Source organism: Sphingobacterium sp. B16(2022), from assembly GCF_012030425.1.
Lineage (GTDB): Bacteria > Bacteroidota > Bacteroidia > Sphingobacteriales > Sphingobacteriaceae > Sphingobacterium > Sphingobacterium anhuiense.
This window is the reverse complement of sequence record NZ_JAAUVN010000001.1, coordinates 2,112,921-2,132,590: the sequence shown is the minus strand read 5'-3', so window position 1 is coordinate 2,132,590 and position 19,670 is coordinate 2,112,921. Positions and strand designations below refer to the sequence as shown.

13 protein-coding genes are annotated in these 19,670 nt (G+C 40.2%); 3 read left to right on the top strand and 10 right to left on the bottom strand.

What is annotated here, in order from left to right:
- The first annotated feature begins 453 nt into the window (after positions 1-453).
- Positions 454-3,624: a PVC-type heme-binding CxxCH protein gene (locus tag HCX49_RS09370; protein WP_206368342.1), complete on the top strand. Its 3,171-nt coding sequence runs from the start codon at positions 454-456 to the stop codon at positions 3,622-3,624.
- A gap of 73 nt (positions 3,625-3,697) precedes the next feature.
- On the opposite strand, the gene HCX49_RS09365 is transcribed toward HCX49_RS09370, so the two are convergent.
- The 10 genes from HCX49_RS09365 to HCX49_RS09320 all read right to left on the bottom strand — a co-directional run bounded on the left by HCX49_RS09365 (position 3,698) and on the right by HCX49_RS09320 (position 16,924).
- Complete coding sequence (locus tag HCX49_RS09365) at positions 3,698-4,663, bottom strand: 2-hydroxyacid dehydrogenase (RefSeq protein ID WP_206368340.1); 966 nt, start codon at positions 4,661-4,663, stop codon at positions 3,698-3,700.
- A gap of 33 nt (positions 4,664-4,696) precedes the next feature.
- Positions 4,697-5,182 carry a VOC family protein gene (locus HCX49_RS09360; protein ID WP_021190653.1) on the bottom strand — a complete coding sequence of 162 codons (486 nt, stop codon included), beginning with the start codon at positions 5,180-5,182 and terminating at the stop codon, positions 4,697-4,699.
- A gap of 22 nt (positions 5,183-5,204) precedes the next feature.
- The gene (locus tag HCX49_RS09355) at positions 5,205-6,371 is read right to left on the bottom strand and encodes a mandelate racemase/muconate lactonizing enzyme family protein (RefSeq protein ID WP_168126880.1); all 1,167 of its coding nucleotides are present in this window, start codon (positions 6,369-6,371) and stop codon (positions 5,205-5,207) included.
- A gap of 182 nt (positions 6,372-6,553) precedes the next feature.
- A complete protein-coding gene (locus tag HCX49_RS09350) occupies positions 6,554-7,441 on the bottom strand; it encodes a sugar phosphate isomerase/epimerase family protein (RefSeq protein WP_132773942.1) in 888 nt (295 codons plus the stop codon).
- A 44-nt stretch (positions 7,442-7,485) separates the two neighbouring features.
- Complete coding sequence (locus tag HCX49_RS09345; protein WP_132773940.1) at positions 7,486-8,358, bottom strand: ThuA domain-containing protein; 873 nt, start codon at positions 8,356-8,358, stop codon at positions 7,486-7,488.
- A gap of 282 nt (positions 8,359-8,640) precedes the next feature.
- Positions 8,641-9,930 carry an MFS transporter gene (locus tag HCX49_RS09340; protein ID WP_021189434.1) on the bottom strand — a complete coding sequence of 430 codons (1,290 nt, stop codon included), beginning with the start codon at positions 9,928-9,930 and terminating at the stop codon, positions 8,641-8,643.
- Between the two features lie 18 nt (positions 9,931-9,948).
- On the bottom strand, positions 9,949-12,102 hold the full coding sequence (locus HCX49_RS09335) for an FN3 associated domain-containing protein (protein ID WP_168126879.1): 2,154 nt from the start codon (positions 12,100-12,102) through the stop codon (positions 9,949-9,951).
- Between the two features lie 7 nt (positions 12,103-12,109).
- Complete coding sequence (locus tag HCX49_RS09330) at positions 12,110-13,135, bottom strand: 6-bladed beta-propeller (protein WP_168126878.1); 1,026 nt, start codon at positions 13,133-13,135, stop codon at positions 12,110-12,112.
- Between the two features lie 12 nt (positions 13,136-13,147).
- Positions 13,148-14,599 (bottom strand): DUF1501 domain-containing protein, encoded by a 1,452-nt coding sequence (locus tag HCX49_RS09325; RefSeq protein WP_132773934.1) that lies wholly within the window; start codon positions 14,597-14,599, stop codon positions 13,148-13,150.
- Positions 14,600-14,602: 3 nt separating this feature from the next.
- Positions 14,603-16,924, bottom strand: a complete 2,322-nt coding sequence (locus HCX49_RS09320; RefSeq protein WP_168126877.1) for a PSD1 and planctomycete cytochrome C domain-containing protein — start codon at positions 16,922-16,924, stop codon at positions 14,603-14,605.
- A 465-nt stretch (positions 16,925-17,389) separates the two neighbouring features.
- Between HCX49_RS09320 and HCX49_RS09315 the strand changes: the two genes are divergently transcribed.
- Both HCX49_RS09315 and HCX49_RS09310 read left to right on the top strand, forming a co-directional pair.
- A complete protein-coding gene (locus HCX49_RS09315; RefSeq protein ID WP_168126876.1) occupies positions 17,390-18,553 on the top strand; it encodes a Gfo/Idh/MocA family protein in 1,164 nt (387 codons plus the stop codon).
- A 3-nt stretch (positions 18,554-18,556) separates the two neighbouring features.
- Complete coding sequence (locus tag HCX49_RS09310; RefSeq protein ID WP_168126875.1) at positions 18,557-19,612, top strand: sugar phosphate isomerase/epimerase family protein; 1,056 nt, start codon at positions 18,557-18,559, stop codon at positions 19,610-19,612.
- The last annotated feature ends 58 nt before the right edge of the window (positions 19,613-19,670 follow it).

Below are 19,670 nucleotides of genomic sequence, written 5' to 3'. Positions count from 1 at the left end.
ATGGGAAGTCAATGTGCCCTAACGCATTGTTTTATCTCCATGGCGCAAAATGATTTCTCAAGATTACAGTGTGGCAATGCCTTTTCCGTATTGTCGTCAGTCAAAATCATAAAAAGAGCATTGTGGAATGCAGAACCTGGTTCTATTTTGGTTGTTGCATGATACGCTTTCTATGAAAAAAAAGAATATTTGGGATGATAGTCTCTTTTATTTTTATCCCGCTATATCTGTATGTTTCAATAATGATACAAAAGAATAATTTGCGACATTTTCTGTGTTTTTTGGCTTGTAGTACTCCTAAGCGTGTGTTTTTATATTATTCGGAGGTTTTTTTGAAAAGGGTTTTTTATAAAATAGCATTGTTTTAAAAATGTAATTGCTTGATAATTTGTTATATTGCAACGTAGACGCAACCAAGCTTAATGAATATTGAGCGATAACCTAAATGACAAAATGATGAAAATTGTAACGAAAAGAACGTGGGTTCTTTTTATTATCGTGGCTGCCGTGGCAGTTGGCGGTATTCTTTTTCTAGTACGATCAAAGCAACCAACCTTACCTTTAAAAAAAGGAGCGCATATTGTTCTTATTGGCAATAATTTGGGATCTCGGATGATGAATTATGGGCATTTTGAAACAGAGCTTCAGTTACGTTATCCGGATTCAAACCTCTATATCCGAAACATGTGCGATGGGGGCAACACGCCTGGTTTTAGGCCTCATGCGAGCCGGAAATCGCCTTGGGCTTTTCCTGGAGCAGAAAATTTTCAAACGGATCTTGCTCAACCCTCAGGAAGTGAAGGTTTTTTTGAGACTGAGGATCAATGGCTGGCTCGTTTAAAAGCTGATATCATCATCGCTTTCTTCGGCTATAACGAATCGTTTGAAGGCGCTGAGGGTTTGGAAAATTATAAGTCGGAGCTGGATGCTTTTATTAAACATACAATTAAACAACAGTATAACGGTACATCTCCGGTGAAACTGGCATTAGTTTCTCCGATTGCTTTTGAAAACCTCTCTAAGCAGTATGATCTCCCTGACGGGAAGCAAGAGAATCGGAATTTGTCTTTATATGCTGCTGCAATGAAAGAGATCGCAGCGAAGAATAACGTACACTTTGTCGATGTGTATAACCCTACAGAGCGCTGGTATTTCTGGACAAAAGAGCCCCTAACAATAGATGGATCGCAGCTTACAGATGCTGGATATGCGCGTTTTGCGCCTTTGTTGGCAGACCTAATTTTTGGGAAGGCTGATGTTAAAAATGAAGATAATCGTGATCTTATACGTCATGCTGTTCTTGAAAAAAATTGGATGTGGCATAACGATATTAAAATTCCGAATGGGGTACATGCTTATGGTAGAAGATATGATCCATTTGGGCCTGATAATTACCCTGCTGAAATTAAGAAAATCCGAGAAATGACTGCGATCAGAGATACGGCAATCTGGCTGGCTGCGCATGGAAAGAAAATGGATGTGGCGGCAGCGGATAAAAAGACAACCCCGGTACCTGAAGTAAAAACAAACTATGATCCTGGAAAGAATGGCAATTTGGCTTATCTGTACGGTGATGATGCTTTAGCAACCCTGAAAGTTGCCCCAGGTTTTAAGATTGATCTTTTTGCTTCAGAAAAGGAATTTCCAGATTTGGCTAATCCTTGTCAAATTACGTTTGATAATAAAGGTCGTTTATGGGTTGCTACAATGCCTAGTTACCCTCACTATAAACCAGGAGACTCGAAACCTAATGACAAGTTGATTATACTCGAAGATACTGATCAGGATGGTAAAGCAGATAAGCAGACCGTTTTTGCGGATGGACTACATCTTCCTGTAGGCTTCGAAATTACTGCTGACGGTGTTTATCTGTCTCAAGGAACTAATTTTATGCTTTTAAAAGATACGGATGGCGATGATCGGGCTGATGTCAGAGAGATTTTATTGAGTGGTTTTGATGATCATGATACCCATCATAATATTCATGCCTTTACGGTCGATCCTTCGGGAGCGATCATTATGGGAGAAGGAGTATTTTTACATTCTAATATAGAAACTTCTTATGGGCCAGTTCGTGGTACGAATGGTGGTTTTTACCGTTATAGTCCACAACGTCGCTATTTGGAACGGATGGCGCAGCCTAATGTACCCAACCCCTGGGGAATAGCTTTTGATGAATGGGGACAAAATTTTTATGCTGAAACCTCCGGACCTGATGTCAGCTGGATGCTGCCCGTGACTATAAAACCTAAATATGGTGTAGCAACGACCAAATCCCGGAATCTGGTACAGGATGAACATCGGGTGCGACCGACTTCTGGTCTTGAGTTTGTTTCAAGCCGCCATTTCCCCGATTCTCTACAAGGTGATTTCTTAATCAACAATACCATCGGCTTTTTAGGAACGAAAGAACACCGGTTGAATGATGATGGAACAGGTTACAAAAGTACACATCGACAGGACTTATTGCAGAGTTCGGACAAGAATTTTAGGCCTGTTGATCTGGAATTTGCTCCGGATGGGTCTTTATATATTGCGGATTGGCACAATATCTTAATCGGGCATATGCAGCATAATGCCCGTGATCCGTTGCGCGATCATGTACACGGACGTATTTATCGGATCACTTACCCGTCAAGACCACTTTTAAAACCGGCTCAAATTGCTGGAGCATCTATTTCTCAATTACTTGATAATCTGAAATTACCGGAATACCGCACCCGTTATCGTACCCGTGCTGAACTCAGGGGGCGGAAATCCTCAGAAGTACTGCCACAATTAAAAGACTGGGTAGCGAAATTGGATAAAAGTAATCCGAAATATGCGCATCAGCTGGTTGAAGCATTATGGGTAAGCTGGGGTTTGAATCAGGTTGATCAAGAGTTGTTGAGGAAGGTGTTGAAATCGGATGATTATCATGCTCGGGCTGCAGCAGTAAGGGTATTGCGCTATACGGGGCATCAGGTAAAAGATCATGAAAAGTTGCTGATGCAGGCCGCATCTGATCCGCACGGCCGTGTACGTCTTGAGGTGCTTACCGCCGCATCTTGGATGCCAAGGGAGAAAGGCATGCCGATCATGCAGGCAATAGCTAAAAAGGGTGTTGATGATTGGATCGAACCTGCCTATACAATGGCTGTTGCTAATTTGACTGGGAGGGAGGAATTGAAGGATAGTCCAGATAAAGTCAAAACGTCTCTTACCGGAATAGAACGTGATCAGTATATTAAAGGTAAGGCCCTTTTTGCAAAAGAAGGATTTTGTATCACCTGTCATCAAGCTGATGGCAATGGTTTACCGATGTCAGGATTTCCACCTCTTCATGGAACGAAATGGGTGACAGGTAGCCAAGATCGTTTAATTAAAGTAGTACTTAAAGGTTTACATGGGCCGATGGAAGTCAATGGAACAAAATTTCCGGGTCAGGTACCGATGACACCCTTTGAAGGAATGCTCAGTGATGAGGAAGTGGCCGCGGTATTAACATATGTACGCAATTCCTTTGGGAACAAAGCATCTTCAGTTTCCAAAGAAAAAGTAAAAGCAGTCAGGGCAGCTTCAGAAAGCAAAAAGGGGTTTTATGCTCCAGCGGAATTGTTGCAGGAGTTTCCATTAGAAAAGTAATGTTACGAACTTATTTGATACTAAGGGTTAAGTAGTGTTATGCTACTTAACCTGTTTTATATCGCCGATACCCTTAAGCTTGCTTCTGTAAGGCACTCAAATTATTGACACTTCTACTTTCTGGTTTTTCGTCCTGTAAAAGAGCCAGTACATTGGTGATGGTATAGACGCACATGTGTCTATAGGTCGTAGCAGTAAGGCTACCGGAGTGCGGAGTAATGAGTGTGTGTCGATGATCGACAAGTGCGTCCGGATGCTTTGGAGGTTCCTCTGGTAATACATCGGCAGCAAAACCTGCAAGGCTGTTTGTATTTAGTGCCTTTACAAGTGCTTCATGATCGATCAATGCTCCGCGGGCTGTGTTAATGAGTAAAGCCGTAGGTTTCATCAGATTGAGCTCTTGCGCACCCAATAAGGTTCCGATAACAGTAGTATAGGGGAGATGGAGACTGACAATATCGGCCTGTTGTAGGAGTTCTGTTTGTGTAACCTGTAGATAAGGAACATCTTTGGTTGATCGGCTTGAATATATGACGTTCATACCAAATGCATCAGCTAGTTTAGCCACACGTTGACCTATATTGCCCAGACCGATAATACCAAGGGTCTTTCCATGGAGCTCATCTCCGTTATATTGGTTACGCCAGTCCCAGTTGTTATTTTTTACCTGCTGAATGGATTCGTACAGGTTGCGTGTGAGCATAAGCATGAGGGCTAGAGTATGTTCTGCAATTGTTGAAGCATTGGATGCAGGAGCATGTATGATGCTGATATTGCGAGCAGTCGCTTCATGTACATCAATATTATCAAGGCCTACACCACATCGGGCGACCGCCTGTAGGGCGGGACAAGCATCCAATAGTGCCTTGTTGACCTGACCCTTTCCACGGGTAATGATGGCGTTTATGGTGTATTTGTCAATTGCTTTCTGCAATGAAATACTGTCGTAGCCTGTCAGTACATTAACTTGATCTTGCAACATGACTAAGGCTTCTTCAGCTATAGTTTCCAGTAATAAAACGTTTTTTTTGATTGTCATATGATAGGATTCCGCAGTACTCTTTATTGGCGTTTATTTGTGATATAAGGTCGCTTCATCAGATTTGTACCCTCTGAAATCATTTCTATTTGAAATATAGATACCTTCCTCATAGAGTTCGTCTTCTAGAATAAGTGGATCTATATCACTGCCAGGTGCTGATGATATTTCGACGAGATTGCCTGCTGGATCACGTAGAAAAAGCTGCATGGCACCATCCGGTAATTTTCTTACTTTCCCCCAGGGTGAAATATCGATCACCTGGAGTTCTTTCATACGGAAAAAGATCTTGTTAAAATCATCTACTTGAACGCAAATATGTCCACGAAATGAAGGCGTATCTTCCCATTCCGAGAGATGAAGCTGTTGCTCATCATTAAATTTAAAAAACATCACAGGGTAATCAAATCTAAAGGCAGCAAGGGGTTCCAGACCCAATTCGTTTTGATAAAATGCTGCCGCCTTTTCAAGATTATCTACGATAAGTGTGACGTGGTTGATTTTGATTGCACGTGCCATATCTATTGATTTATTTTGTTAGTTAGATTTTCTGTTTAAACTCATTAATAAAATTCCAGTTGGGTGTTAGTCCCAGCCCCGGTGCCACTGGAGCCGCGATGACGCCATCAGTAACTGTAATCTGCTCGTGGACCAGATCATACATCATAGGATTACCTCCAAGTGAAAACTCAATGATTGTTGCCGCCTGGGATGCAAATGCGACATGGAGCCCTGCCATAAATGAGAAAGCAGAACCCCAACAGTGCGGAGCAAGTTCTAATTGATGAACACTTGCTAGGTGTCCTACGCGCATGGTTTCGGAAATACCTCCAATAATCGCTGCATCGGGCTGTATGACATCTAGCGCTCTGACTTCAAGTAAATCGCGGATGTCAAAGCTTGTAAATTCACTTTCTCCTGCAGCTATGGGAATTGTAGTGGAAGCTCGGACTTCTGCTGTACCGTGTCTATTGTCAGGATTAATGGGTTCTTCAAACCAGTACAAATTACAATCTTCTACTCCTCGACAGAACTGTTTTGCTTCAGGTACACTAAAGGTACCGTGTGCATCTGTCATGAGTTTAATGTGAGGACCGAGTGCTTTTCTTGCGGCTTTGACACGGTCAATACTGTTTTGGACAGTTTGATCCATGATACCGACACGCATTTTTACGGCATTAAATCCTTTAGCAACATAACTATTGAGCTGCTCGCCTATATGATCAACGGGAGCCCAGCCACCACTGGCGTACGCAGGCATTTGTTCGCGACAGGCTCCGCCAAGAAGGTCCATAACAGGTACTCCCAAAGCTTTACCTTTTAAATCCCACAGAGCGGTGTCGATACCGCTCATTGCGGCTATAGTTAATCCTCTTCGACCAAGGATAGGGAATCTTCGACCTCTTGTGAGTGCATAATGATCGCGTGTGCCATTGTACATCTCCTCCCAAAGACGGTTTATATTTTTTGCATTTTTACCAATTAAAATGGGTTTTAATTCATTTTCAATGCAGCTTACTATGGATGCGCATACTCCAGATGATCCGACAGCTGCTTTTGCCTCTCCGAAACCTTGAAGACCATCTTCAGTGGTAACGACCACGAGTGTCATGTCGAAATTGGTTAGCAGACCGTAATCTGAAAAATGCTGTTTTTCTTTTGGTATAGGACGTCGCAGCCAGAATGCTTCTATGTTTGTTATCTTCATTGTTTCTATTTCTAATAGGGTAAATAATGCTATTTACCGAAATTTAAAATTGATTACTCCTTAGTCTGTGATATCAAGTTCGATGAGTTATTCAATTGCATTATTGCTGGTGTTGCGAAAAGCTCATTTTATATTTTTGAATCCTGCTCGGATGTTGTAGCCTACAACATTTTTTGTGACAGCTACTTAATAAGTTTGGACAAAATCTCGAATGATTTCTGAGTGAGCATTGTATAAAACTCTTCCGAAACTGATGCACTGCCATGATCTTCAAGAAATTTCTTTTGTTCAGGAGAGAGGTTTTCGGGATGCTCATCAATAGAATTGGGGTAAGGGTTTGCAGGAGTACGGTCCAAAGGTGAACAAAATTCCACAGACAGCACTTCGTTATAACCAATCTGATCGAGTGTTTCAAGTATTTTACTCCAATTCAGCGTGCCCATTCCCGGAGCCATCCTATTGTTGTCGGCAACATGGAAACCAACAAGTTTTCCTTTGGCTCGTTTGATTGCTTCATAGAGATCATCTTCTTCGATGTTCATATGAAAGGTGTCAAGGCACACACCGCAATCGGGACCTACGGCCGCAGCAAGTGCTAATGCTTGATCACCTCTGTTAACGAAATAGGTTTCAAATCTATTGATTGGTTCAATACCGATCAATATGCCTGATGACTGTGTGTAGTGATATACGTCTTGTAGTGAGTCAATGGCCCATTGCCATTCTTCTTCGGGTCTGCCATCGGGTATGATTTTACCCACCGTACCGGGCACCACAGAGATCATGTGACCATCGAGTTCCTTAACCATGCGCGCCACATCTTTGACATATTGTATGGATTTGGAGCGCTGAGCTTCATCTTTAGCCAGTAAATTTCGATCTCCTAACATCAATGTGACAGAGCCCCAACATGATAATCCATATTGTTTTAAAAGTTTTCTGACCTCTTTAGTGTCATAATGTTCTGGACTACCAGCAATTTCAATTTTAGTATAGCCTAAACTGGAGGCTCTGCGAATTGTTGTTTCTATTGTTTCGGCTCGCATCCAGTTATGTATCGATAATTCCATAGGGTATATAATGTTTCGGATAAAGTATATCGTGTGTATTGAAGCTATTGTTGTCTATAGGGAACGTTGATATCTATTTTTCCTGCCCATTTCTTAGGGATAGGTTTTCCTACAGTCCAATGTATGGCATTAATCAGTAACCGCTGAAAACTTGCTATATTAAAATCATCGGGATGACCAAGTGTTGTTGTGAAAACTTTTCCTCCAGCAGCGGTTTTCCAGGTCCACGCCACAGGATTTTCAACTGCTTTTTTATCTGGATCTACAGCTTTTCCCATTAATAACCAAGTTGATCCTTTTGATGGATAATCGGGTACAACATGGTACAACCAGGAGCGTACATGAAAGTTTGGATCTACTCCTGTTAAGATCGGATTTTTACTTTGTGTGGGAATAATGGATACATCGGTACTGGAATTATGACCGTAATGGGTGTGACCACCTTTGCCCCATCCTGGAGGACCTCCCAAAGCAAATTCACCAAAAGCATTCCATTTCTCCAAGGGATGTCCACTGGGATAATTAAAAGCATGTGTGCTGGTTCTGAAACCAATAACCGGCTTTCCGGATTTTAAATAATCGTCGATATGTTTAACTTGATCGGCAGGTAATAGTCTCCAACGAAGGTAGAAAATAGCAAGATCGGCATCTTTTAGAGCTTCTAGTCCCGGGATATTTTCTTCTGAATTATAGTCAGGACTTGCTTTTAGCACCAAAGTTCGCATGCCATAGTTTTTCTCAAGTTCGGCTGCTATCATAGGCAGGGTTTCTTCGCCACTGTATTCGTGGTCGCCCGTTACAAATACAATTAGAGGTTTTTTGACTGTTTTCTTTTTGCTTTGACCAGCAGATGGAGATACATTTGATAGCAATATGCCTATTGTAATTAAACATATAATGCTTTTTAGATGCTTCATTATGGTTTTATAATTAGGTTTAATTGTATAAACGAGGAACAAATAGTACTGTAGAAACCAGTTTGTTATGCCGTTCGGTTTAACTCAAATATATAAATAAAATAAACGTAAAACAAGATAAAACGACGGGAAATGTTGTACATTAAATACGGTCATGTATGGTCAACTATGAATTGGTTTTTTAAGTATATGACGTTTTATATGAAACGATGATCAGCTATATCTTAGCTTTAAATTGGTAAAATGTAAGGACTATTGATTGCTATAGTCTTTTCGTTTTCTTCAACTTTTTAATTCACTACACTGCCTATAGGCACCTACTTCTTTCTTGTTTTTCATGTAAAGGTATAATCCTCCAAAAGCAAAGATCAATAGGATAGGAAGTATTAACGTGATCTGTAATACTTCCGGCCCAGCTAGGTTTTTAGCTGTTGTGTATGCCAAAGCTTCTGCCGTTCCTTCTGTTGCTGAACTATACAGATCGAGATTGGAACCAATTGGTAAATGCTTTATGATTAATCCATCATAATAGCTGCCCATGATCATCGTATAGATGGAAACAGCAAACATACCAGCTCCACCGATAAGATTTAAACCCAAAGCTCCAGATTGTGGAATATTTTCGGCAACAAAACCGATCATAGTTGGCCAGAAGTAACACACACCGATACCAAAAATAATTGCTGCAAAGAAAACAGCATTACCTGTAAAGCTACCAAGCATATATAGACCTGCTGCTGCAAAGATTGCTGAAAAAAGGAGCACACCTTGGGGTGCAAGTTTTTGAACAATTGGTTTTGCGAACGCGCGGCCTATTACCATAATTCCAGTGGTAATCGTAAGTAATAGAATGGCGTTGTCGGTTACATTTTTAAGCAGTAAACTAATCCATTGCCCTGTAAATAGTTCAGTAATAGCGGTCATAAACATGCATAGAAATAGGAATAGAAATAAAGGAGAGCCTACTGCCTTGTACATGTCTGCAGTGGAATATCCTGAGGATACCCGTTCTGTAACGGGGAAATCAAGCTTTGAGAAAATATAACCATAAATAACTGTTGGAATTAACATCATCCCAACTTGGAACTGCCATCCGATGCCCAGATGGACAAATAGCGTGACCAATAACGTACCTATCACAACACCTCCAGGAAACCAGAGATGGAAATAGTTGAGTCTAGTTGTCTTTTCTTGCGGATATAGTGCGGCCACTAATGGATTACAAGCGGCTTCAACCGTACCATTTGCAATGCCAATTAATAATGTGGAGAAGAAAAGACTCCAATAGCCTTGTGCAAAGATGGTCAATAGAATACCTGCTAAATGAAAAAGGAAAGCCATCACCAGAAGGCGTTTCATCCCGATGATGTCAACAATAAAACCACCGATAACGATGGCAAGTGGAAATCCCCAAAAAGCTGTAGCTGTGATGGTTCCCAACTGTGTCGCATTTAATTGAAAATCAATGCCGAGTTGATCCATCATACCCGCACGGATACCGAAAGAAAGCGAAGTGACTAAAAGAGCGAGACAACTTGCCCAAAATAGTTTAGATGTTTGAATTTGATGCATATATTTAGGTTAAATTGATTAGTTTAAAAGTATTTCATCCATAAATATCCAAGCTGGTTGTCCTTTTCCGGCGTGCCATTCTGGTAATTTTTTGAAGTTTTTACCTACAATTTTGATGCAGGAGATTGATTGCGATTTAAATTTTACTTCCATCTTGATAAATGCATCTGCTTCATCTTTTTGTGGCATTGGATTTTTTACACGTTGCAATAAGCGCATGTTTTTTTCGTTAGTACCACCCCATACTTCAAATTCCTGTGGGGGAAGGATATGTGTTTGGATTTTTTTCATCATGTTGACCGATATAGATTTGAGGGGTAGCTGTTCTTTGAAAAATAGCATTAATGCCATGTTTTCATTGTAACCGATCCATTTGCCATTCTGGATGTCAAAGCTGCCGAGTTGTAAATCTGTCAATGTCTTCGGTCCGTCACCTTTATATTTTTCACTTGGCGCTACTATAAATGCAATGCTGTCGGGGCTGTAGCGACTTTGATAAAAGTTAAAAGTCAAGACATCACTACCGTACCATCCGGTTTTATATGCTTTAGTTTTTAATGTAACGGACTCTTTAATTTCAATTTCTTTGTCGTAAAGAGGTGACTTTAAACTATCGGGTTCGGTTCCATCGGTTGTATACCTGATCTCTACACCGTTGATGGGATGTTTAATCTGTAATGGTATTCTATTTTTGAAAATAGAAACGGTTGTACTTAAATGTGGCTGGTTTAGCTTTATGGGACTCTTTCCGTCGTCTTTAAAGCCTGTAATAATGCGAATTCCTTTTGCTAATTGTTTCAATTGGCCAATTTCATTTTCCTTTATATCAGTTCGCCATAATGATAGCTCTTTTAGGTTTTTCATAGCAACAAGTTGCTTCACGGTATTGAAATTTACTGCTGTACCAGATAGTGATAGGGTATTTAACTGTTTTAATGGAAGTAAATGCTTCAGTCCGTCGCCTTTAATAGCTGTGAAGTTGAGATTCAGTTTACGTAAATTTTCAAATGTGCTGATCGTTTTTAGTTCTTCGTCTTGCACGGGTAATCCGTTTAAGTTGAGAGATACAATCTGTCTTTTTATTTCTGTCAATTCTTTTAGCGCTTCTGGTTTGTAAATCGTTTTGTTATAGATATTAACAGACAGAGCAGGGGAGCCTTTATCGAGGATGGAAATAACCCGATAATCATTATTTAGTTTTTTGACCGTTGCCTCTGATGCCGCTGCAAAATCATATTGTTGTGCCATTGAAGGTGATGGGCCTAAAGTTGTAGAAGCTAGTATGCGTAAAGAATCTTGCTGTGGTAAATCGATTACTTTTTTATCCAATTGTGCATTTCCTTTTATCCAGAGGGTCAGTACAGCTATTTCTGTGGCAGTAAGTTCGGGTTTTCCTTTTGGAGGCATTCTTTTTTCATCTTCAACTGGAAGATGAAGGCGTTGCAATAATAAACTGATTTGGGGATTGCCGGGAACAAATAGTTTTCCATTTTTGCCACCTTTTAACATAGATGCTGCGTCAGTGAGGTTTAAGCTTCCTTTTGCTTTTTCCATATTGTGGCAACTGGCGCATTTGGCTGTAAAAATAGGTAGAATCACGTCTTGATAGATCATCGCTTGCTCTATTGAGACTTTTTCTGGGGTGGGTGTGACAGGAGCGAGTACGAAATTTTCGCCATGGGTCAATATGGCTCCATAATGCCCCGTAAGAAGAAGTGAAATAATAGTGAGCAAGGCAAACATTTTTGAAAGTGGAGAATTGTACCATGATTTTTCCCGTATCCAATAAATGAAAGAAGATATAAAGACAAGACTTACGCCGGTCCATTTGTGCCACTGTAAAGTACTTCCGCTGTAACCATCTTCTTGTGATAGTAATAAACCCATAATGACCGTTACTGTTGCCAAGAAAATACCACCTAGCAGTAGTCCCGATGTAAATTTGTGATATAGGGTTAATGTTGCATAGGATTTATTGTAACGAAAAATTTCAAGCAGCATCGCCAATAGCAATAGCACAATTGGAAAATGTAGTAGCATGGGATGCATTCTTCCAAATGATTGAAGCCATAGTGGTACCGAGATCTGTTTTCCAAATATTAATAAAAAGATGATAAAAATATTTAGCGCAAACAGTGCATGTTCTGTAAATCCTTTGAAGGTAATTTTCATATAAAAATTAGACTCGTGTAAATTTATAGGGATATACTTTTCCTGATGCCCATTGTGCTACGTAGATATTTTCGTCGTCATCGATGCAAACATCATGTGGGTTATGTAATATTTGTAATTCTTGGGCCATGGGCTGTAAGGTGCCATTGCTATATACTGGGATGGTACCACCAATATTGGATATTACCTTATTGTTTTTGTCTAGAATCGTAACGAAACCACTGTCTGCTTTATTGAGATCAGGAGATCTTAAAACAGCAGCATAAAGATTTTCATTTTTGATGACTGGCCGGCAGATGCATGCTCCTGGCAATGCGATGACTTCTAGGAGATTGCCGTTCATATCAAAACGTTTAAAGCAGTTGCGTGTACGGTCAGTAACCAGTAAGGTCGGATTTCCACTTCTTTTATCTACGCAAACCCCAAGAGCATTGTCCAAATGTTTTACTTCTTTTCCTCTTCCTCCAAAGTAGCCCTGTAGCTTCCCGTCAGCATTATAATGAAAGACATACTGCAAGCCATAACCATCGGCAATATAGAAATCGCCATTGTCTGCAACAGCGACTTCAGTCGGCACAAATTCTTCTTTTTTTTGATATAAACCGGTTTCCATAGGACAATCGATGGTTTTTAATATGTTGCCATCTAATGTGGTTTTAAAAACCTGATGCCTATCGGTATCTGTAATAAATAGCGATTCTTGTTTGCCTTCATTGGCGATGGTCAATCCATGTGCACCTGGAAAATCATGGCCCCAGGAGTTTAATAATTTACCCGATTTGTTATAAATTAAGATATTATTTTTAGTTTCATTGGTTAATAGTATAATACGTCCTTTTTTATCTTGGACCATTTCATGGCAGTCATTTACTGGGTTTTTGAGCGGATTTAATTGTCCCCATTTGTTATCAAGTGTGTAGCGCATGTTATGATGTCCGTATATTGGACCTTTTGGTTTGGCCATGAGGTCCTTCATAATGAAGAAACTTGCAGATAAGGTTGCTGTATTTTTGATAAATGATCTTCTTTCCATAAAAAAATAAGGTTATACTAATATGTCATTGATTACTTTTCCTGCGACATCGGTTAATCTATAACGTCTGCCTAGATGTTTATAGGTGAGTTTTTCATGGTTTAATCCGAGCTGATGTAGGATTGTGGCATGAAAGTCATGCACATGAACAGGATCTTTGATGATGTTATATCCTAGTTCATCGGATTCACCGTATACGATTCCTGGTTTGACTCCGCCACCTGCCATCCATATACTGAAGCAACGGGGATGATGATCACGCCCATAATTATCTTTGGTCATGGCGCCTTGGCTGTAATTGGTTCGTCCAAATTCTCCTCCCCAGATGACGAGTGTTTCATCCAATAGACCTCTTTGTTTGAGATCTGTAATTAATGCTGCCGATGCTTGGTCTACATCTTTTGCCTGACCTGCCATTTCTGTGGGTAAGTTACCATGTTGATCCCAACCTTGATGATAGAGCTGAACAAAACGGACTCCGTTTTCACTAAGTTTTCTTGCAAGTAGGCAATTGGCCGCAAAAGTACCGGGATTAAGGCAGTCTGCGCCATACAGTTTGATGATATCATCGGGTTCTTTAGAAAGATCAGTGACTTCTGGAACTGCAGTTTGCATACGATAGGCCATTTCATATTGCTGTACCTTGGCATTGATCTCTGGATCGCCAAATTCCTGATAGGAGAGGTCATTCATCGCGGCTAATTGATCAAGCATTTTTCTGCGTTCAAAACGATTTAAGCCATCAGGGTCTTTTAGGTAAAGCACTGGATCTTCACCACTGCTGAACTGTACGCCCTGATGGGTCGAGTCTAGAAAACCGTTGCTCCACAACTTGGAGTAGACACCCTGACCATTACCTTTTCCGCGTGATAATAATACAGTGTACGCCGGGAGGTTTTTATTTTCACTTCCTAGACCATAACTAAGCCAAGCACCCATACTGGGTCTGTTTCCTTGTTGTGCACCACTTTGAAAAAATGTCAGTGCGGGATCATGATTGATCGCTTCTGTGAACATAGATTTAATGATACAGATATCGTCAACAACTTTTGCTGTATGTGGAAATAAATCGCTGATCCATGCACGCGACTCTCCATATTGTTTGAAATCATAGTAGGAACCTACTAAAGGGAATGACGCCTGATTGGCAGTCATACCTGTAAGCCTTTGTGCTCCCCGTATGGATTCAGGAAGCTCTTGACCCATCATTTCTCTGAGTTTGGGTTTATAATCGAAAGATTCGAGTTGTGATGGAGCCCCATTCTGAAAGAGATAAATTACACGCTTTGCTTTAGGAGCAAAATCTGGAATACCCGAGGGAAGTCCTGCTTGCTCAAAGCCTCCTTCAAATAGATCGGGAATGAGCAAAGATCCCAATGCTACACTGCCTAAGCCTAAACTTAGTTTTGAAAGGAATCGACGTCTATTGAAATTAAGACCATGTTCTAAAATATTTTTGTCCATAATTTAGGATTTTGTAATGGTTTCTTCTAAATTGTATATAATGGTAATTACGCCCATTAATGCAGCAAGTTGTGTTTTATTGACTTTCTGATCTATAGGAAACTCTCCGACGGCCAAGACTTTATCAGCATTTGCTTTTTGTTTGAATGTATTTAACTGGTCGGCATAATAAGTTGTTAATCGTTTTATTTCTTGTTCCTTAGGTTTACGGCAGACTATACGACGAAATGCGGTTATTATTTTGGTCTCCGGAGTTCCTTTGTCTTGTAGTAAGCGAGCGGCCAGTACTCGAGAAGCTTCAAGTACGGTTGGATCATTCAACATCGCAAGTGCTTGAAGAGGAGTGTTGGTATTAAGCCGCTTAACTTCACACTGATCTCTATTACTGGCATCGAAAATGGCCATCACTGGAGGAGGTACCGTTCTTTTTATGAATGTGTATAATCCTCGTCGGTATAAACTTGCCTGATGGTCTTGTCGGTATGAGGCCAATAATCCACGACCTGATGTGGCCGCTTCCCATAGCCCTGCCGGTTGATAGGGTTTGACACTTGGACCACCGATGGTTGGAACCAACAATCCACTACTGGATAAGACGACATCACGGACATGTTCTGCCGGAATACGGTAACGGGGAGCACGAGCAAGAAAAATGTTGTCGGGGTCAACGTTGAATTTGTCAGGATCTACTACCGCAGATTGTCTATATGTTGCTGAGAGGACGATCTGTTTGACTAGTCGCTTGATGTCCCAGCCATGATTCATAAAATCAACTGCTAGCCAATCTAATAATTCTGGATGTGAAGGTAATTCTCCCTGCATTCCAAAATCGCCAGATGTTTTGACCAGACCTCTACCAAAATATTCCTGCCATACTTGATTAACAAATACACGCGAGGTGAGGGGGTTTTGTTTGTCAAATAACCATTGCGTTAAACCAAGCCTATTTTTAGGATATTTTTCGCTAAATCCCAATACTGACTTTGGGGTGCTTGCCTGCACGACTTCTCCGTGCGCATCATATACACCTCTGTTGAGTACATAGGTTTTACGGAGGGTATCTTGATCTCCCATAACCGATACGATCAACTTATTGGTATCTTGTTTGTTGACAAACTTTAGGATATCTTGGACATCAGCATTACTGATTTCCATTAATGGTTTTTTAGCGAATGTCTCCGGTCCACCAACAGTTGATTCGAGTCCGACTTCTTTGACGTTATTGAAGAAACCGGTCATTTGAAAATATTCTTTTTGTGAAAAGGGGTCATATTTATGATCATGACACTGCGCACACTCTAGGGTGATTCCTAAGATAGCTTTTCCCAGGGTATTTGTTCTATCTTTCACATATTCTACACGGTATTCTTCATCGATTACACCACCTTCTTCTGTTATTTTATGATTTCGGTTGAAAGCTGTTGCTAAAAGCTGTTCTTTAGAGGATTGAGGCATCAGGTCGCCCGCGAGTTGCCAGCTGATAAATTTATTATAAGGAGTATTGTTGTTAAAAGCATGAATAACCCAGTCTCTCCATGGCCACTGGCTACGGTAATTGTCGTCTTGGTAACCGTGCGAATCTGCATATCTGGAAACATCCATCCAGTGTAAAGCCATCCGTTCTCCATAAGCAGGGCTTGCCAGTAGGGTTTCTATTACCTTTTCGTAGGCATTAGGACTGTTGTCTGCCATAAATTTATCCATCATCTGCAATGATGGGGGTAGCCCCGTAATATCCAAACTAACTCTTCTAAGTAATCGTTCTTTGTCAGCTTCGGGATTTGGTGCTATTTTTTTATGTTCTAGTTTATCAAGTACAAAATAATCAATTTCATTTTTTATCCATTTGGTATTTTTTACTTTGGGAATGATGGGAGTTTTGGGTGCAGTGAAAGCCCAATGCTTTTCATATTTCGCCCCCTGCTTGATCCACTTTTCAATAATAGCAATCTCTGTTGCAGTTAAAGTGAGGTTGGTTGCAATAGGAGGCATTATATAGGATGTGTCTTTTGATGATATTCTCAAAAAAACTTCAGAATTTTTAGGCTTAAAGGGTACAATACCATGCGCTGTGGCATTACTCTTTAATGCTTTGTAAGCTTCTTCAGGTATATCGAGACGTAAATCTGCATCGCGTTTATTTGCGTCGGGCCCATGGCATGCAAAACATTTATCGGAAAGAATAGGTCTGACATGAAAATTATAGCTGATACTGTCAGGTATAGGTTCTTCACTCATCTGATTTGATGACGGTCTATGGCATGCCTGTATCATATATATACAAGCGAAGATCACGAGCATAGAATAAATAGGTCTTCGATACATATTTACGAGTTGTTAGTACTTGCGTGTGATACGCAATTGGTTTGCTTGTTTATAATTGGTGACTTTTATAAATCACTGGTTTAATCAAATTTAATCAGATGAAACTGGAGAATCTGACTCAATATTACCCCAAACTAATGTTATATGAACATTCTTGTGAGATCGTGTTGCAATAATGCGTTCAAACTTATTTAAAGCCCATCTTTAGGTTTGTAACTTATTTGTTGAAATTTATTTAGGTTAATATTTGCCTGTTTTCTATTAATATAATGAATTAATTACATGCTGTTTAGCGGTATCTTTATTTTTATTAGTTTGTTTAATCAATCAAAACCATCATTTACTTTGTAGAGGCTGTGAAAAATAGTCTTTCAGAAATGAAACTAAACCTGGGGTAAAATAGTATCTGTTGAAGATTAAGAGTAGAAATAGTATCAATACATCAAAAAATATTAAACCAATAAAATGAATAGAAAACTACGAATGGGAATGGTCGGTGGAGGCAAGGATGCTTTCATTGGTGCAATACATCGAATTGCGGCTCATATGGACGGATTAGTGGAGGTCGTTTGCGGAGCTTTAAGTATTAATCCTGAAATAGCTAAGGAGAGCGGAAAAGCGTTATTTCTTCCTGAAAACCGAACTTATCTCAATTTTGAAGAAATGATTGAGAAGGAGCGGCAATTACCTGCTGATGAACGTATGGATTTTGTGACAATCGTGACACCTAATTTTGCGCATTTCGCCCCTGCTATGTTGGCATTGGATAATGGCTTCCATGTCGTTATTGAAAAACCGATAACTTTTAGTCTAGACGAAGCTCTACAGTTGAAAAAGAAGGTAGAAGAAACGGGCTTGCTTCTGATGTTGACACATACTTATTCTGGATACCCTATGGTAAAGCAGGCTAAGCAGATGGTTGAAGGTAATGCTTTTGGTAAAATCCGTAAAATATATGTGGAATATCCGCAAGGATGGCTAAGTACGCTCACCGAACGTGAAGGTAATGCAGGTGCCGCTTGGCGAACTGACCCGAAAAAATCAGGGAAAAGTGGAGCTATGGGTGATATCGGTACCCATGCAGCACATTTAGCGGAGTATATTTCTGGTTTGAAAATATCACATCTTTGTGCAGATCTGAATACGATTGTAGAGGGACGAAGATTGGAAGATGATGGAAATGTTTTGTTGAAATTTGACAATGGTGCCGCTGGTGTACTTATGGCCTCGCAGGTCGCTGCAGGTGAAGAAAATGCATTAAAGATTCGTATATATGGTGAAAAAGGCGGAATTGAATGGGCTCAGATGGAGCCCAACACTTTACTTGTAAAATGGCATACAGAACCCACCCAAACGTATCGGGCAGGAACAAATGGTTTTCTTTCTGATATTGCGAAATTTAATTGCAGAACACCTGCCGGACATCCGGAGGGATATCTTGAAGCGTTCGCAAATTTGTATCGTAGTTTCTCGTTGACTTTATCGGCGCGATTGGATGGTGAGAATCCTTCAGATTTATTAGATTTTCCTTCAGTCGATGAGGGTATCAGAGGAATGGCTTTTATTGATACGGTTATTAAAAGTGGTGATAGTAATGAAAAATGGACTGTTTTTGAAATAAATAATTAGAAAATGCAAACACTTAAAGGACCTGGTATATTTTTAGCGCAATTTTTGGGAGAAAATCCTCCATTTGATAATTTAGAATCCATTTGTCAGTGGGCGCAAAAGATTGGATTTAAAGGCGTGCAGATACCAACTTGGGCAACGTCTTATTTTGACCTGCAACTTGCTGCTGAAAACAAGGATTATGCCCAAGAGATAAAAGGGATTGTCAATAGCTATGGACTCGAAGTAACAGAGTTAAGTACACATCTCCAAGGGCAATTGGTTGCAGTACATCCGGTATATGATGATCAGTTTGATGGTTTTGCTCCCGAAAAATATCATAAAAATCCTAAGGCAAGAACAGAATGGGCAGTAGAGCAGGTGAAATATGCTGCTAAAGCTTCTCAGCATATGGGTTTAGATGCCGTTGCGACCTTCAGTGGTGCTCTTTTATGGCATACGGTTTATCCTTGGCCTCAGCGTCCTAATGGATTAGTTGAAACCGGTTTTAATGAATTGGCAAAGCGTTGGCTTCCAATCTTAAATGTTTACGAGGATTACGGGATTGATCTTTGTTATGAAATCCATCCTGGAGAAGATTTACATGATGGGGTAAGTTATGAGCGTTTTCTTGAAAAGGTAAATAACCATGCGAGAGCCTGTTTATTGTATGATCCTTCGCACTTTGTTTTACAAGCAATGGATTACCTTTCTTATATCGATCATTATCATGAGCGTATTAAGATGTTTCATGTCAAAGATGCCGAGTTTAATCCAACAGGTAAGCAAGGTGTATACGGCGGATATTCCAATTGGATAGACCGCGCAGGCCGTTTTCGTTCGCTTGGTGATGGACAGGTAGACTTTAAATCGATATTCAGTAAACTAGCAGCTTATGATTACAAAGGATGGGCTGTGATGGAGTGGGAGTGTGCACTGAAACATCCTGAAGATGGTGCAATAGAAGGTGCTAAATTTATTGCCGATCACATCATTCATGTTACAGATAAGGCTTTTGACGATTTTGCTTCAACAGGGAGTGATGAAGCTTACAATAGAAAATTGATTGGATTGGTTTAGTATATTTTCATATATAAATCTTTAATAAGGGGTGTCTATTATTTTTAATAGACACCCC

Coding starts and splice junctions, on each gene's coding strand:
- HCX49_RS09370 (WP_206368342.1), top strand. CDS start 454: ATGATGAAAATTGTAACGAAAAGAACGTGGGTTCTTTTTATTATCGTG.
- HCX49_RS09365 (WP_206368340.1), bottom strand. CDS start 4,663: ATGACAATCAAAAAAAACGTTTTATTACTGGAAACTATAGCTGAAGAA.
- HCX49_RS09360 (WP_021190653.1), bottom strand. CDS start 5,182: ATGGCACGTGCAATCAAAATCAACCACGTCACACTTATCGTAGATAAT.
- HCX49_RS09355 (WP_168126880.1), bottom strand. CDS start 6,371: ATGAAGATAACAAACATAGAAGCATTCTGGCTGCGACGTCCTATACCA.
- HCX49_RS09350 (WP_132773942.1), bottom strand. CDS start 7,441: ATGGAATTATCGATACATAACTGGATGCGAGCCGAAACAATAGAAACA.
- HCX49_RS09345 (WP_132773940.1), bottom strand. CDS start 8,358: ATGAAGCATCTAAAAAGCATTATATGTTTAATTACAATAGGCATATTG.
- HCX49_RS09340 (WP_021189434.1), bottom strand. CDS start 9,930: ATGCATCAAATTCAAACATCTAAACTATTTTGGGCAAGTTGTCTCGCT.
- HCX49_RS09335 (WP_168126879.1), bottom strand. CDS start 12,102: ATGAAAATTACCTTCAAAGGATTTACAGAACATGCACTGTTTGCGCTA.
- HCX49_RS09330 (WP_168126878.1), bottom strand. CDS start 13,135: ATGGAAAGAAGATCATTTATCAAAAATACAGCAACCTTATCTGCAAGT.
- HCX49_RS09325 (WP_132773934.1), bottom strand. CDS start 14,599: ATGGACAAAAATATTTTAGAACATGGTCTTAATTTCAATAGACGTCGA.
- HCX49_RS09320 (WP_168126877.1), bottom strand. CDS start 16,924: ATGTATCGAAGACCTATTTATTCTATGCTCGTGATCTTCGCTTGTATA.
- HCX49_RS09315 (WP_168126876.1), top strand. CDS start 17,390: ATGAATAGAAAACTACGAATGGGAATGGTCGGTGGAGGCAAGGATGCT.
- HCX49_RS09310 (WP_168126875.1), top strand. CDS start 18,557: ATGCAAACACTTAAAGGACCTGGTATATTTTTAGCGCAATTTTTGGGA.